The following is a 15528-nucleotide window of genomic DNA, read 5'->3' on the forward strand; positions in this document are numbered from 1 at the left end:
TTGTGTCTCTTCCTGATCCGGCCCAAGGAAAAGAGCCATGTGCCGCGCACATGGCTCTTTCTTTGTCTGCGGTTGCATCCGCTGCCCTCGGCCGGCGGCCCCAGTTGCGGGCTGGAAAGCGTGCTATTCGGTCAGGCTGAGCGCCACAAAGCGCGGATCACTGCCACGCCGCACCAGCAACAGCAGCGACTTGCGGCCCGCCTCCTTGGCCTCGGCAATCCGCTTGTCCAGTTCGCCCAGCGAAGCGACGCTCTGTTGACCGGCCTCGGTGATCAGGTCGCCCGCGCGCAGTCCTTTGTCAAAGGCTTCGGAGGTCTCGTCCACCGCCAGAACCACCAGCCCAGTCTGATTGTCAGGCAGGTTTAGTTCTTTGCGCAGCTTGGCCGTCAATCCGCTGAGGGTCATGCCCAGAACGGTCTTTTCCGGTCGATCCGCCTCGGGTTTGTCCACGGCGGCAGGGACCGCACCCTCGGCCTCTTCGCGCCGGCCCAGGGTCACCAGCACGGTCTGCGAGCTGCCTTCGCGGCGAACCACCACGCGCACCGCCTTGCCGACGGCCGTATTGCCAACCTGACGCACCAACGCCCGGGTATCGGCGACTTCGACGCCATCAAAGCTGACGATGACATCGCCCGACAGCAGGCCGGCCTCTTTCGCCGGGCCGTCCGGGACATCGGTGATCAGGGCACCGGCGGCCTTTTCCAGGCCCATCGCCTCGGCGATTTCGTCGGTCACGTCCTGGATGCGCACGCCCAGCCATCCGCGCCGGGTCTCGCCAAATTCCTTGAGCTGATCGACGACGCGGGTCACCACGTTGGACGCCATCGAGAATCCGATGCCGATCGAACCGCCATTGGGTGACAGGATGGCGGTGTTCACCCCCACCACCTGGCCATCCATGTTGAACAGCGGCCCGCCGGAATTGCCCCGATTGATCGCCGCGTCGGTCTGGATATAGTCGTCATAAGTGCCCGACAATGCCCGGTTGCGCGCTGACACGATGCCCGCCGAGACCGAGAACCCCTGCCCCAGCGGATTGCCCATCGCGATCACCCAATCACCGACCCGAGCCGTATCGCTGNATAGTCGTCATAAGTGCCCGACAATGCCCGGTTGCGCGCTGACACGATGCCCGCCGAGACCGAGAACCCCTGCCCCAGCGGATTGCCCATCGCGATCACCCAATCACCGACCCGAGCCGTATCGCTGTCGCCGAACTTGACGAACGCCAGCGGTTTCTCTGATTCGACCTTGAGCAGGGCGATGTCGGTGTTGGGATCGGTGCCGACGACCTTGGCCGGCAATTCCTCGCCGGAAAAGAACTCGACCAGGATCTCGTCAGCCCCGTCGATGACGTGATTGTTGGTCACCACATAGCCGTCTTCGGAAATCACAAAGCCCGACCCCAGGGCCGACGTCCGCCGGGGCCGCGGCCCATCGCCGTTACGGTCCTGGAACTCGCGAAAGAAATCCTCGAACGGCGAGCCTTCGGGCACGATGCCCTGCAGGCCGGTGCGCCCCTCGATCACGGTCGATGTGGTGATGTTCACCACCGACGGGCTGATCTTTTCCGCCAGCGGCGCCAGGCTTTCGGGTTTCGCCTGCGCCATGAGCGTCTGCGCCAGAACGAACATCACCGTCAGGGCGACAAGCCAGAACAAACGTATCCGGTCCGGCGGGGAACCGGGGCTGACTGCTGGAATTGCGTATGCCTTTGGCTGCACTGTGCCGTCTCCTCTTTCAATAACCGTCGCGGGAAACCGGCCTGCTGGCCGCCCCGCCGCATTTGCTGTCAATGTAGTGGCTTTGCCCCCCGGCGCAACGGCTGTTGCCGCGGCTTCGGACGCTGCGCCGGCCCGGATCGGTCAGAATGCGCCCAGCCCGTCGGCGATCCACAACAGCAAAAGCCCGCTGACAATCGCCAAACCACCGATCTGCCGCCGTGCGGACATGGGCAGGTTTCGCAGCATTTCCAGCAATTGTTCGATCAGCGCCGGGGCCAGCACCCAGGCCAGCCCCTCGACGATCAGGACCAGCCCGAGAGCCAGAAGGATGGTTGCCATCGCGCCAGCCTACCGCGGGGGCTTGGCTTCTTCTCCGGTCGGCGAACGCATATAGTTGAAGAACTCGGAATTCGGGTTCATCACCATCGACGAATTGTTGCCTTTCAGCGCCCGCTGATAGGCCGTCAGCGAGCGATAGAATTCGAAGAATTCCTGGTCCTTGCCAAAGGCCTTGGCAAAGATGTTGTTCCGCAAGGCATCGGCCTCACCGCGAATGATCTCCGCTTCGCGCTGCGCCTCGGAGACCAGTTCGACCACGGTTCTGTCGGCCTGGGCCCGAACACGCTGCGCCGCCTCGTTGCCGCGGGCGCGTTCGTCGGTCGCCTCGCGTTCGCGTTCGGCCCGCATCCGGTCGAACGTGGCCTCCAGGTTCTGCTCGGGCAGGTCGGTGGCCTTGAGGCGCACGTCGATGATGTCCAGCCCCAGCGCGCGGGCCTCTGCGATGGCGCTGTTGCGGATGCGCAGCATCAGGGCCGCCCGGTCGGAACTGAGGATGTCCTTGGAACTGACGGAACCCAGAACTTCGCGGGTTTCGGCCCGCAGAATGGAATCCAGCCGGTTTTCCGCCGTGGCGACACCGCCGACACCGACCGCCTGCCGGAACTGCTTCACGTCGGCGATGCGATAACGGGCAAAGGCGTCGACCACCAGCCGACGGTCATCCAGCGGCGTGACCTCAAGCGGCTCGACATCGCGCGACAGGATGCGGTCGTCATAGCGCACCACCTCTTGGATCAGCGGAATCTTGAAGGCCAGCCCCGGGTCTTCCTTGACCGCCACGACGCGGCCGAATTGCAGAACCAGCGCTTTTTCGCGCTCGTCGACGATGAAGACCGCCGACAGCAGACCGGCAATGGCGATCACCAGGATCGGAAGAATGAATGTCGTTTTCCGCATCAATTCGGCTCCTCGGAATTCCGGCGCAACTCGTTCAGGGGCAGATAGGGTACCACGCCCGAGCCACCGCCGCTTTCGTCCAGGATGATCTTGTTCAGACCGCCCAGCACCTGTTCCATGGTTTCCAGATACAGACGCTTGCGCGTGACCTCGGGCGCCTTGGCATATTCTTCGAGAACCGCGCTGAAGCGGCTGGCCTCACCCTGGGCCTCGTTGACCTGCTGGGCGCGATAGCCCTCGGCCTCTTCCAGTTGCTGCGCCGCTTCGCCGCGGGCCTCGGCCAGTACCCGGTTGGCATAGGCGTCGGCGACGTTCTGCAGGCGGTCCCGTTCCTGGGCCGCGGCCTGAACGTCGCGAAAGGCATCGATCACCGGTTGCGGCGGGTCTGCCTTGTCAAAGTTCACCCGGATGATGTTGACGCCGCCTTCGTAGCTGTCCAGCGTCGCCTGGATCAGGTCGTGCAGCTGATCGGCGATGACGCCGCGATCGCGGTTCAGGATCGGCGCCAGCTCCGATTGCGCGATGATCTCTCGCATCGCCGATTCCGACACGGCCCGGATGGTCTGGCGCGGATCGGCCAGATTGAACAGGTAGTTGGCCGGATCGCTGATGTTCCAGACCACCTGATAGTCGATGTCCACGACGTTTTCATCGCCGGTCAGCATCAGGCCGTCATTGTTGCCGCGTGCGCCGCCCATGTCCTCGGTCTGTTCACGCGTGACCGGAATCACCTCGGCGGTGACCAGGGGCCAGGGCGCAAAGTTCAGACCGGGCTCGCCGATCGCGGAAAACTCGCCCAGGAACAGTTCCACGGATTTTTCTTCGGGTTTCACGGTGTAAAAGCTGGCCATGCCCCACAGCACCGCGGCAGCGATGACACCAAGGCCCAGGGTGCTGCGGGTGAACATCGGTCCGGCACCGCCGCCCGAGCCGCGCCCGCCACCGCCCTGCCCAGTACCGCCGCCGCGTCCGCCCATCAGCACGCGCAGTTGTTCCTGGCCTTTCTTGACCAGTTCGTCGATCTCCGGGATCTGAGCGCCCTCCGGTCCGGGCTTGCGCCCGCCGCCCTTGTCGCCGCCATTTTGGCCTTCTCTGTCTCCACCACCGCCGGAAGAGCCTCCGCCCCCCCAGGGGCCACCGCTGTTGCCCGCCATATTGCGTTGTTCCCTTTTTCTGCCGCGCCCTGCGGCGCTGTCTCGATCTTCGTCTAGATACCTGTATGCGCGCACGAAATATTCAACCCTGAAACGATCAGGCCGTGCGCATCGGCGTCCGCATGGTTACCAGTTCCTCGGACATGGTCGGATGCACCGCCACGGTCCGGTCGAAATCCTCTTTGGTCGCCCCCATCTTGACGGCGATACCGGCCAGCTGGATCAGTTCGCCGGCATTGGGCGCCACGATGTGGCAGCCCAGAACCTTGCGGCTGGCCTGGCTGACCACCAGTTTCATCAGCACCCGGTCGGGCCGATCGGCAAAGGCCGATTGCATCGGCCGAAAGCTGGTGCAGTAGATCTCGACCGGTTCAAGGGCGCGTGCGTCTTCCTCGCTGAGACCGACAGTGCCCATTTCCGGCTGGGTAAAGATGGCGCTGGCGATCAACTCGTGATCCACCGGTGTCGGCTTGCCCCGAAACACCGTGTCCACGAACGCCATGCCTTCACGGATCGCCACCGGTGTCAGGTTCACGCGATTGGTCACATCGCCGATGGCATAGACCGAAGGCACAGCGGTCTGGCTGTATTCGTCGACCACGATCTCGCCCCGGCGGCCGATTTCGACCCCGATTTCGGCCAGCCCCATATCGCGTGCATTGGGGTCCCGACCGGTGGCGAACAGCACCATGTCAAACACCCTTTCGCCGCCATTGGTGGATTTTACCCAGACCGGACCCGAGCCGGCGCGGTTGCCTTCCGCCTTGGCCGGATGCCCGTGCAGCCCGCCGGCGGCGGCATCCGAACCGGTGCCCGCCGCGCTCAGGGAATGATCCCCGGCCGCGCGGTCCATTTCGACGATGTTGGTGCCCAGATGCAGATCGATGCCCTTTTCGCGCATCGCCTCGGCCACCAGGCCGCGCGCCTCGTCATCAAAGCCGCGCAGGATCTGCGCGCCCCGGTAGTATTGCGTCACCTCGACGCCCAACCCGTTCAGGATGCAGGCGAATTCACAGGCGATATAGCCGCCCCCAATGATCAGGATCGATTTCGGCAGCGTTTCGAGATGAAAGATGTCGTCGGACACGATGCCCAGATCGGCGTTGGGCAGGTCCGGGCGCACCGGGTGCCCGCCGGTAGCGACCAGGATATGTTTGGCAGTGAATTCCTCGCCGCTGGACAGCGCCACGGTATGCGCGTCTTTCAGCACCGCGCGGGCGTCAAACGTGGTGACCCCGGCATTGGCCAGCAGCTTGCGATAGACCCCTTCGAGCCGGTCCAGTTCGGCGTTCAGCTTGCCGCGAAAGCCAGGCCAGTCAAAGGCGCCGTCCTGCATCTCCCAGCCATAGGCGCGGGCCTCGTCGGCCAGAACGCCATAGCCCGACGCAAAGACCATCAGCTTTTTCGGCACGCAGCCCCGGATCACGCAGGTGCCGCCATAGCGATCGTCTTCGGCCAGTGCCACCTTGGCACCGGTTTCCGAAGCTGCCACGCGCGCGGCGCGCACACCGCCCGAACCGCCGCCGATCACGAAGAGGTCATAGTCGAAACTGCTCATCCATCCGTCCAGATTGTTGTGCGGCCTCGGTATTCCACATCGTCACGCGGAACACCAGTGGCCGCCGGTAGCGCGGCGACCGGGTCGGGATCAGCCGGCCAGATCGGCAAACAGGTTGTCGCCAATGCCGGGCCATGGGTCCTCGTGCACCACCGAGCCCTTGTTGATGTCGTGCAAGGTTACCCGGCCATCGGCGGCCCCGACCACGACGATGTCGCAGATGTCGATGAACAGACCGTTCTCGACCACGCCGGGGATCTGGTTGATCGCCAGCGACAGCTTGCGCGCATTTCCGATGCGCCCCAGATTCAGGTCCAGGATATGATTGCCCTCGTCGGTCACGAACACCGCATCACCGGATTTGCGCAAAGTGGTGGCACGGCCCTGCACATCCATGGACACCAGCAATTCCTCGACCAGTTTCTGCGTCACCTGCCAGCCAAAGGGGATCACCTCGATCGGCAGCGCAAATGCCCCCAGCGTCTCGACCTGCTTGGCGGCATCGGCGATCACGATCATCTGATCGGATGCGGTGGCGACGATCTTTTCCTGCAGCAGCGCACCGCCACCGCCCTTGATCAGGTTCAACTCGCCATCGAACTCGTCCGCGCCGTCGATCGTCAGATCCAACCAGCCGGCCTGTTCCAGCGAAATGACCTCGATGCCTTCGGCCCGGGCCAGATCGGCGGTACGGGTCGAGGTCGGCACACCGCGAATCCTGAGCCCGTCGTCGCGCACCATCTGACCCAGGCGACGCACCAGCCAGGCCGCGGTGCTGCCGGTGCCCAGCCCGACCCGCATACCGTCCTCGACAAACTCGGCCGCGCGCCAGGCGGATACGATCTTGGCCTTTTCGATGGAAGACAGTTCTGCGGTCATAGAGGGCGCTCCTGATGTTTTCGGCCTTATAGGACAGCAGCCAGCCGCGGGCGAGAGGGGAAATGTGCCGGACTGCCCGGACGGGCATCCGGCTGCACCTAGCGGCGCGCCATCGTGGCGATCACCCGCTGCATCAGATCCAGAAACTGCCGCTGTTCCGCCGCGCTGAGGGCCGACAGTGCCGCAGTGTTCTGTGCCCGCGCCGCGGCCTTTGCCTCGTGCTCGAGCGATCGCGCCAGATCGGTCAGAAACACGTTGCGCGCGCGCTTGTCGGTCTTGCTTGGGTGACGTTCGATCAACCCGTCGCGCTGCATTCGCGCCAGCGTGTTGGCCATCGTCGCCTGTTCGACATCCAGGGCCGCAACCAGTTCAGCCTGGGTTTTGCCGTCACCGTCCCAGAGTTCGAGCAACACCATGAATTGTGCCGGAGCCAGCCCCAGCGGCTGGATGCGACGCAGAAGGCCGGCGGCGAATAGCCGGGCCATGTGATTGGCCAGAAAGCCGGCCGAAACGGTCTTGAAATCATTCATGCTCCCAATAGGCATTGCATAGCGCACTATGCAATGTTAATTAATATAGCATGCTATTTTTATACAGGTGACCCGATGAAACTCAGAATACATGCCGCGGCGGGAACCATCGCGCTGCTGACAATCATAATCTTCTGGCTGTCGACCGCGATCTCGGAACTTGTCGCCTCGCACGCAGTCGTGACCCATGTGAAAACAGGTGTGCTATATGGCATGGCCGTGCTGATACCGGCCATGGCGACCGCCGGTGCCAGCGGCGCGGCCCTGGGGCGCACGTCCAAACTGCCGCTGGTCGCGGCCAAGAGCGGACGCATGAAGATGATCGCCGCAAATGGTCTGCTGGTCCTTCTGCCCAGCGCCGTTTTTCTGGCCCTGCGTGCCCAGGCAGGTATGTTTGATACGTTGTTCTATTCGGTTCAGGTCATCGAACTGATTGCCGGCGCCGCGAATATCGCGCTGTTGGCGCGCAACCTGCGCGACGGGCTGTCGCTGCGCCGCCGGCGGACCCGGCTGGCCAATGCATGATCTAGGCGGCTCACGGCATCCGTGTTACGCTGAGCATCGGCCAGACCAGCGAGAAATGATGCTCAGTTTCGACGACAAGACCGCCAAGCTGTTGGACGACGCCTATCAGGGCGCCGACGTCACGCGCCGTCGGCGTGCAAGCTTTGACGCGCTGAACCCGTTGACCGGCGAGCGCGTTCTGGATCTGGGCTGCGGCAACGGGCTGCTGACCCTGGAACTGGCACGTGCGGTCGGCCCGAAGGGTCAGATATGCGGACTGGATTCCAGTCCGGACATGCTGGCATCCGCGCAGGACCGCTGCGCCGACCGACCGAATGTCGATCTGCAACAGGGCAGCGCCGACGACCTGCCCTATCCGGACCGCAGCCTGGACAAGGCGGTGTCGATACAGGTGTTCGAGTATTTCACGGACATGCGTCCGGCGCTAAAGGAACTGAAAAGGGTTCTGCGTCCGGGCGGGCGGCTGGTCATAGCAGATATGCATTGGGACACCTGGGCCTGGTTCAGTGATCAGCCCGAGCGCATGCGCAACATGCAGGACATCTGGGACCGGCATCTGGCGGAACGCTGCGTGCCCGCCCTGCTGCCCGACCTGCTGACCCAGAGCGGTTTCCGGCCATTGCGCATGATACCCGTGCCGGTCTGCGACATCACGCTGCGCCCCGACGGTCTGGCGGCGATGATGATGCAGTTCATGACGCGGTATGCGATCTCGACCGGCGCGATGAGCAAGGCCGAGGCACGGGCCTGGGCGGATGAGCAGCACGATCTGGCCCGCGCCGGACGGTTCTTTTTTGCCCTGACCCATTTCGTCTGTGTTGCCGAGCGCCCCTGAACTTGGTGCCGCTCGGGATGGCCGAAATCCGGCCATTTGCGTCGTTTTGGATCGGCACGAGGGCGCTGTGCACGCCTATGGTCGCGGCATGAACACGCCCTATCGCCTGTACTATGCGCCTGACAACGCCTCGCTGATCATCCGGCTGGCGCTGGAGGAGATGCGGCTGCCCTATGACACGGTGCTGGTGGATCGTGCCCGCCGCGCCCAGCGCGATCCGGCCTATCTGCGGCTCAATCCCAACGGTCTGATCCCGGTGCTGGAGACGCCACAGGGCGCGGTGTTTGAAACCGGCGCGATCCTGCTGTGGCTGTCGGACACCCATGGCGCTCTGGCCCCGGCGCCGGACGACCCGCAGCGCGCGGCCTATCTGACATGGCTGTTCTGCGTGTCCAACACGCTGCATGCCGAATTGCGGATGAGTTTCTATCCGCATCTCTATGCCGGCGCTGACCCGGCAGCACAGGCGCAGCTGCTGGACAGTTTGCAGCCAAGACTGCGCCAGCACCTGACGCATCTGGACCAGGTGGCCGCCGCGGCACCGTCCTGGCTGGATGCGCGGGCACCCAGCGGACTGGCCTGGTATCTGGCCTGTCTGCTGCGCTGGACGGCATTGTATCCCGCCTATCGGGACCGCACCTGGTTTTCGCTGGCGGCGACGCCACACCTGCATGCCTTGCTGAGCGGGCTCGAGTCCCGCCCCGCCACACAGGCTGCCATCGCGGCCGAAGGACTGGGCGCCACGCCGTTTACATCGCCCCGCTACGCAACCCCGCCTGAAGGAAGCGCAACCTGAATGTTCCTCTCTGTATTTGACATGTTCAAGGTCGGAATCGGCCCGTCCTCTTCGCATACGATGGGCCCCATGGTCGCCGCCGCACGGTTTCTGGACAAGATGCGCGCCTCGCCGTTTCAATTCGCCGGGGTGCGGGCCTCGTTGCATGGCAGCCTGGCGTTTACCGGGGTCGGCCATGCCACCGACCGCGCCACCATTCTGGGGCTTGCCGGGTTCCAGCCCCAGACCTATGACGCCGAAGCTGCGGCAAAAGCCCTGGCCGCCATCAAGTCGTCGCACAGCCTTGCCCCCGACGGTTTGGGTGAGTTGCATTTCAATCCGTCCACCGATCTGGTCTTTGACTATGATCACGCCCTGCCCGGCCATGCTAACGGCATGATCCTGATGGCAACCGATGCCCAGGGCGACATCACCTTGCAACAGGTCTATTACTCGATCGGCGGCGGGTTCGTAATGACCGAGGAAGAGCTGGCCGCAGGCAAGGCCACGGACGAGGGCGCGCCGGTGCCCTACCCGTTCAAATCCGCCGCCGAGATGCTGCAGATGGCCCGCAGCAGCGGCAAATCCATCGCCGACATGAAACGCGCCAACGAGATATCGCGCTGCGGGGCGGTCAATCTCAGCGCCGGCACTGCACGGCTGTGGCAGGTGATGAACGACTGCATCGACCGCGGGCTGACCACCGATGGTATTCTGCCCGGCGGCCTGACGGTCAAACGCCGCGCCAAGGCGATCCACGATGCCCTGATGGCCGAGCGCGGCAAGAACCTGACCGCGCCGCACACGATCAACGACTGGATGAGCGTCTACGCGATGGCGGTGAACGAGGAAAACGCCGCCGGCGGCCAGGTGGTGACGGCCCCGACCAACGGTGCCGCCGGCGTATTGCCCGCGACCCTGCGTTATTATCTCGATCACGTGCCGGGCGCTTCGGCGTCGCGCATCGAGGATTTCCTGCTGACCGCCGCCGCGATCGGCGGGCTGGTCAAGTTCAACGCCTCGATCTCGGGCGCCGAAGCCGGATGCCAGGCCGAGGTCGGCAGCGCCAGTGCCATGGCGGCGGCGGGGCTGTGCGCGGTTCTGGGAGGCAGCCCGGAACAGGTGGAGAACGCCGCCGAAATCGCATTGGAACATCATCTGGGCATGACCTGCGATCCCGTCAGGGGGCTGGTTCAGGTGCCCTGTATCGAGCGCAATGGACTGGGCGCGATCAAGGCCGTCAGCGCCGCCAGCCTGGCGCTGCGCGGTGACGGAACGCATCTGGTACCGCTGGATGCCTGTATCGAGACGATGCGCCAGACCGGTGCCGACATGAGCGAGAAATACAAGGAAACCTCGCTGGGCGGGTTGGCGGTGAACGTGCCCAATTGCTGATCGCGCCCGGCCGGTTCCAGAGGCGGCGCAGGCACATCGCGATCGGCGGAGGGCCGCGAATGCACCGGAACGCCGCGGCCCCGGCTTGTGTCTGGCCCTGCCACTGCTAGCGTGCCCGCATGTCCAATGACCGGCCCGTTCTGGGTATCCTGCTGATGCTGGGGTTCTGCATCCTCGCCCCGTTCGGGGACGCGGTGGCAAAGCTGCTGGGCGAAACCATCCCCCTGGTTCAGTTGCTGCTGGTGCGATTTGCCGTGCAGGCGGCGCTGTTGTTGCCAATCGTGGTGCTGGCGCGGCGGCTCTGGCGCATGCGCGGGCGCATCCTGCGGCTGGCGATCCTGCGCACCCTGCTGCACATCGCCGGCATCGGCGCGATGTTCACCGCGCTGAGATACCTGCCGCTGGCGGATGCCGTGGCCATCGCCTTTGTCATGCCCTTTATCCTGCTGCTGCTGGGCAAGACCCTGCTGAACGAAGAAATCGGGCGCCGGCGCATGCTGGCCTGCATCGTCGGTTTTACCGGCGCGCTGCTGGTCATCCAACCCAGCTTTGCCGCCATCGGCTGGCCGGCACTCTGGCCGCTGGCTGTGGCGGTGATCTTTGCGTTTTTCATCCTGGTCACGCGGCAACTGGCCCGCGACACCGATCCGATCGGCCTGCAGGCGTTCAGCGGAGTCTTCGCCACTTTGGTTTTGCTGCCGGTGGTACTGCTGGGCCGGTATTCGGCTTTGCCGGCCCTGGGCCTCGTCGTGCCGGATGCGCGGGAATGGCTGCTGTTGCTGACCATCGGCGGACTGGGGACGCTGGCGCATCTTCTGATGACCTGGTCGCTGCGTTTTGCCCCGGCCGCCACCCTGGCACCGATGCAATATCTCGAAATTCCCGCGGCCACCGCGGTCGGCTGGCTGATCTTTCGCGACCTGCCCGGTCTGCTGGCCGGGGTCGGCATCCTGATCACCATTGCCGCCGGGCTGTACGTGGTGATGCACGAGCGGTCTATCGCGCGGCTGGCCCGCGCGCGGGTGCTGAAAGCGCCGCTGTAACCGCCGGCAAGGCCCGGCGCGGCACGATTGCCAGCAGCCCCGCCCCCTCGATCAGCAACTGCACCGGCCCGGTCGCGCGGTTTGACGTGCCGATGCGCCCCCCCGGCCTGAGACACAGCCCGTCGATCGGCCATTCCAGCCCCTGCGACCGCCCGCTGACCGGCGCCAGGGGAAACAGCGACACCACATCGCCCGCCGCCAGGTCGACCCGCAGCGCCGCCGGAACGTGAAACACGATTTCCTGCGGACCGATCAGTACACAGGGCCGGTCGGCGAACCGCAACAACGTGCTGAAAGCCGCCAGTTGATGATCCAGCCGCGCGCCCAGAAACCCCACCGCCAGGACCAGCGGCGCCGCTATATTGCCCAGCGCCTTGTCGAAATCCGTGCTGTCCTGCTCGTCGACCTGAAACAGCCTGTCTGGCGGCATGCGATCCCGGTCCGCGCGCCGCAGACTGTCGAAATCGCCGATCACCGCGGCCGGGACATGGCCGGCACGCAACGCATGCGCGGCACCGCCATCCGCCGCAACCAGCATCGGCGCATGGTCCAGGGCCAGCGCCAGGTCTTGCGGGCCGATCTCGCCACCACCAACAAGCGTGACCGGATATTGGGAACAAACGAATGCATTTTTCATGGCGGCATTAATGGCTTCTTTGGAAAGAGATCACAATCTGGGGCGTGAATGACTGTCGCCCGCCCCGAATTCCGGGCCAACCTGGCCCGAACTGCCCGGGGAACCTGGCGCTATACAACGATGCGAGGACGACCATACCGTGGTACACAGCAACAAGATCCTGACCGTCTCCTATGGCACGTTTTCCTGCACCCTCGAAGGGTTCGACGATTCCTTTGGCACGATGAAGGCGATCGCCGAATATTTCCGCGACCTGGCGTCGGATGACCGATATTTCGGCGCCGAACCACCGGTGCCCGACGCTGAAATGCTGGCCAGAATTGCACAGCGCGAAACTTCCAGCAGCGTTCAGGCGCAGGCAACGAATGGCGGCGGCATTCTGCTGCGCGCCGCCCGGCCGTCCGACCCGGAACACCCGTCCATCGTGCAGAGCAATGAACCCGCGACATCGATGAACGGATCTGAATCAACACTGGAAAGCGCCCCGGGTAAGGCTCCGGACGCTTCTCACGACCGTCCCGAAGTTAGCGATGACGCCGCCGCGCCGGACAGCGACAACGCACCGAAAGCACCAGAGGTCGATCTGCCCGCCATTGATCGTCGGACCAATGACACCACGCCGGCTGACACGCGCGAAACCCCAGCTGGGGCAATGTCCACCGCCGCAGAGTACCAATCCAGGGACGACGACACAGGCATTGCCCAAGCCGACAACGATGACGACGGCGATATGGCGATCGAACCCGCCTTGGACACGCCGCAGACCAGCGACAAAGACCCAGCCGAAGCCGAGGTTACATCCCGGGATTTCCCTGCGATCGGCGACTCAACCGCCGCACTGTCCGGCACAGAGGCCGAAGAGCCGGACGAACCGGTCGATGCCCCACTGATGGACGGGTGGGAAAGCGCCATCGATGCGGCTACCGCCCCACAGGACAGTGTAGACGCAGCACCGGAAACCGACGCCGACATCGAAACGACGACCTCATCCGAATCGGCGGACGACATGTCCGACTTCTTTGCGGGTTCCGACATCGGAATGGCACCGGATGATGAAACGGTATCGGACGATGTCTTGGATGCATCCGGCGAGACAGGCGCCCCCGAGATCGCGCCCAAACCATCCTCCTTCGGCGAGTCCATCGCAGCCAGATTGCAGCGCATTCGCGCCGTCGTGTCCCGCAGTGAACCGGCGGCAGAACCGCCGGAAGTCATCAAGAATGAAGGGGCCGATGCCTTCATTGCCCAGGCGGCAGAGGACCTGACTGTCGCCTTGAATGCCGATTGTGTCGACAATGTCAAAGACCGGGAACAATCTTTCGATCCGGGCGATGTCGCGGGCGACGAACTGGCCGGCGCTCTCCGAAAGCTGGAGGCGGACTTTGCCGCAGAAGCTGATGACGCCGTAAAACGAACCGATGCCGTTCTGGAGACCCAAATACTTTCGGACTCTGCTGCATCGTCAGAAATCCCGGACGTTGAGTCGTTCGCGTCAGACGAAACGCCTTTCGGCCAGACCGATATGGCTGCCGCCCATGGCGTCGGTGACGCCGACATGGACAACGATCACGGCTCCCCTGTTTTCCCTGAGCTCGAAGAAAGCCCGATGGCGCAACCGTCAATGGCGGACTTGCAGGATACCCCGCCCGTTTCCGCTCCGACGGCGACATCGGACCCGGATGGCGAGAGAGAGACTCTACTGTTGCACAACATTCTCGCACATACAGTTGACTTGGATACAGAATCGCCCGCGGCCAGCTTAGAGGATGCTCCAGAGACAGCCGCTTCCCCGATCGCGGATGCGGACCCAGAGGATGATGCGGCGATTGTCTCCGATGATGGTAAACGGCGTCCGGACAAACGGCCCCGCCATGCCCGTCCGCGGGTGATCAAGGTTCTAAAATCACGGTTAGAGCAGGCGATTGCCACTGGCGATTTGGAGATGGTGGACCAAGAGCTGGATGAACCGGGCAGCCAAGACCAACTCGAATCAGCGGACATGACATCCGATCTTTTGCCGGAACCCGATCAGAACTGCGCTTCGAACCTGCATCAGTCCGGTAATTCCGAGCCTCGGCGAGGCAACCCGGATCACCCGGAAGCGTCGACAGTTCTAAACGATGAGGAAGATCTGACCCGCCTGATGGCAAGAACCGATGAAGAAATGAGCGAACCGGAAACAACCGCAACACGTGAGACCTATAATCGGATGCGTGCAGCAGTCGTGGCTGCCCAAGCCGAAGGCACAAGCGAAACCGACGATTTGGGCGTGCCGGATGATCACGCCTATCGCGAAGATCTGGCCAACACGATACGGCCCCGCCGACCGGTCGTCAGCGAGCGGCGCGAAGAAAAGCAAACAGGAGAAACTCGGCCAGCTCCATTGAAATTGATCGCTGAACAGCGCGTCGATAGCGCCCCCGCAACGGCGCAACACGGCCCGGTACGCCCCCGGCGCGTCGCCTGTACGCCGATCGAAAATGACACCGAAGCTAGTGGCGTCGACGGTTCGTTTGCGCAATTCGCAGCCGAGATGGGAGCCAGCGGCCTGCCGGAACTGCTGGAAGCTGCAGCGGCATACATGTCCTTTGTCGAAGGTCGCGCCCAGTTTTCGCGTCCACAATTGATGAACAAGGTCCGTCAGATCAAAGCAGCAGGCTTCAATCGAGAAGACAGTTTGCGTTCCTTCGGTCGGCTGTTGCGCGAAGGCAAGATCGAAAAAACCGGAGGGGGCCGCTTTGCAGCATCCGGCGATATCGGTTTCCGGCCGGATGAGCGGGCCACTGGGTAAGGCACTACAATAGTCCGCCAGAGATTATGCGCACCATCTCTGAAGGCGTGGATAGCCAACACGAAATGCGACGCTTCAACCGGCAAAGCGGTAGGTGTCTGCAATAACATCAGCTGCATACCAAACCTTTGATTAAAGGCCCTGTTGGAGTGGTACTTTCGTTGAAAGGCAAGAGAGCATCATGGGACACGTTCGTAGTGGCCGCGCCACGCGCTGCTACCCCGCAGGCGAATTACATGCAAAATTTGCCGGGAGGGCGCGCACGCTGTCCGAGCATCAATAATGGGACCACATGCTTTGATCGCGGTGTTCAGCCGGAAGCTTGAGATAAATCCGCAGCCAGTTGCAACACGAAAAAAACGGCAGACATTAAAGACTTGGTGACATGCCTGAAAATGCGACAATCAACCGCTCTCGGTAGACCTAGGCTCAGGCCCCATTGATTT

13 protein-coding genes and 1 pseudogene are annotated in these 15528 nt (G+C 63.5%); 6 read left to right on the forward strand and 8 right to left on the reverse strand.

Going from position 1 to position 15528, the window contains the following annotated elements; all coding sequences use genetic code 11:
* Nucleotides 1-123: 123 nt before the first annotated feature.
* The 7 genes and pseudogenes from ACFMPD_RS13950 to ACFMPD_RS13980 form a co-directional block, all read right to left on the reverse strand.
* Nucleotides 124-1634 (reverse strand): annotated as a pseudogene (locus ACFMPD_RS13950) (trypsin-like peptidase domain-containing protein).
* Between the two features lie 231 nt (nt 1635-1865).
* Nucleotides 1866-2063 carry a DUF2065 domain-containing protein gene (locus ACFMPD_RS13955; protein ID WP_380995513.1) on the reverse strand — a complete coding sequence of 66 codons (198 nt, stop codon included), beginning with the start codon at nt 2061-2063 and terminating at the stop codon, nt 1866-1868.
* 9 nt (nt 2064-2072) lie between these two features.
* Nucleotides 2073-2960: a protease modulator HflC gene (hflC, locus tag ACFMPD_RS13960; RefSeq protein ID WP_380995516.1), complete on the reverse strand. Its 888-nt coding sequence runs from the start codon at nt 2958-2960 to the stop codon at nt 2073-2075.
* A complete protein-coding gene (gene hflK, locus ACFMPD_RS13965) occupies nt 2960-4114 on the reverse strand; it encodes an FtsH protease activity modulator HflK (RefSeq protein WP_380995519.1) in 1155 nt (384 codons plus the stop codon). The genes hflC and hflK overlap by 1 nt, the downstream gene beginning before the upstream one ends.
* Before the next feature lie 97 nt (nt 4115-4211).
* Nucleotides 4212-5672 (reverse strand): glutathione-disulfide reductase, encoded by a 1461-nt coding sequence (gene gorA / locus ACFMPD_RS13970; protein ID WP_380995522.1) that lies wholly within the window; start codon nt 5670-5672, stop codon nt 4212-4214.
* A 90-nt stretch (nt 5673-5762) separates the two neighbouring features.
* On the reverse strand, nt 5763-6551 hold the full coding sequence (gene rpiA, locus ACFMPD_RS13975) for a ribose-5-phosphate isomerase RpiA (RefSeq protein ID WP_380995525.1): 789 nt from the start codon (nt 6549-6551) through the stop codon (nt 5763-5765).
* A 98-nt stretch (nt 6552-6649) separates the two neighbouring features.
* On the reverse strand, nt 6650-7081 hold the full coding sequence (locus ACFMPD_RS13980) for a MarR family winged helix-turn-helix transcriptional regulator (protein ID WP_380995528.1): 432 nt from the start codon (nt 7079-7081) through the stop codon (nt 6650-6652).
* 75 nt (nt 7082-7156) lie between these two features.
* Here ACFMPD_RS13980 and ACFMPD_RS13985 point away from each other — a divergent pair, with 75 nt between their 5' ends.
* From ACFMPD_RS13985 to ACFMPD_RS14005, 5 genes are all read left to right on the forward strand, one after another.
* Nucleotides 7157-7606 carry a hypothetical protein gene (locus ACFMPD_RS13985; protein ID WP_380995531.1) on the forward strand — a complete coding sequence of 150 codons (450 nt, stop codon included), beginning with the start codon at nt 7157-7159 and terminating at the stop codon, nt 7604-7606.
* 58 nt (nt 7607-7664) lie between these two features.
* Entirely contained in the window at nt 7665-8441 is a 777-nt protein-coding gene (locus tag ACFMPD_RS13990; RefSeq protein WP_380995533.1) for a methyltransferase domain-containing protein, read from the forward strand.
* Nucleotides 8442-8529: 88 nt separating this feature from the next.
* The gene (locus ACFMPD_RS13995; protein ID WP_380995534.1) at nt 8530-9237 is read left to right on the forward strand and encodes a glutathione S-transferase family protein; all 708 of its coding nucleotides are present in this window, start codon (nt 8530-8532) and stop codon (nt 9235-9237) included.
* Nucleotides 9238-10611, forward strand: a complete 1374-nt coding sequence (locus ACFMPD_RS14000) for an L-serine ammonia-lyase (protein WP_380995536.1) — start codon at nt 9238-9240, stop codon at nt 10609-10611.
* A 119-nt stretch (nt 10612-10730) separates the two neighbouring features.
* Nucleotides 10731-11654, forward strand: coding sequence for a DMT family transporter (locus tag ACFMPD_RS14005; RefSeq protein WP_380995539.1), 924 nt, complete (start codon nt 10731-10733; stop codon nt 11652-11654).
* On the opposite strand, the gene ACFMPD_RS14010 is transcribed toward ACFMPD_RS14005, so the two are convergent.
* Nucleotides 11608-12291 (reverse strand): thiamine diphosphokinase, encoded by a 684-nt coding sequence (locus tag ACFMPD_RS14010; RefSeq protein ID WP_380995542.1) that lies wholly within the window; start codon nt 12289-12291, stop codon nt 11608-11610. The genes ACFMPD_RS14005 and ACFMPD_RS14010 overlap by 47 nt on opposite strands.
* Before the next feature lie 139 nt (nt 12292-12430).
* Here ACFMPD_RS14010 and ACFMPD_RS14015 point away from each other — a divergent pair, with 139 nt between their 5' ends.
* The gene (locus tag ACFMPD_RS14015; RefSeq protein WP_380995545.1) at nt 12431-15082 is read left to right on the forward strand and encodes a hypothetical protein; all 2652 of its coding nucleotides are present in this window, start codon (nt 12431-12433) and stop codon (nt 15080-15082) included.
* The last annotated feature ends 446 nt before the right edge of the window (nt 15083-15528 follow it).

Origin of the sequence: Sedimentitalea sediminis (assembly GCF_042687825.1) — a bacterium.
Classification (GTDB): Bacteria; Pseudomonadota; Alphaproteobacteria; order Rhodobacterales; family Rhodobacteraceae; genus Sedimentitalea.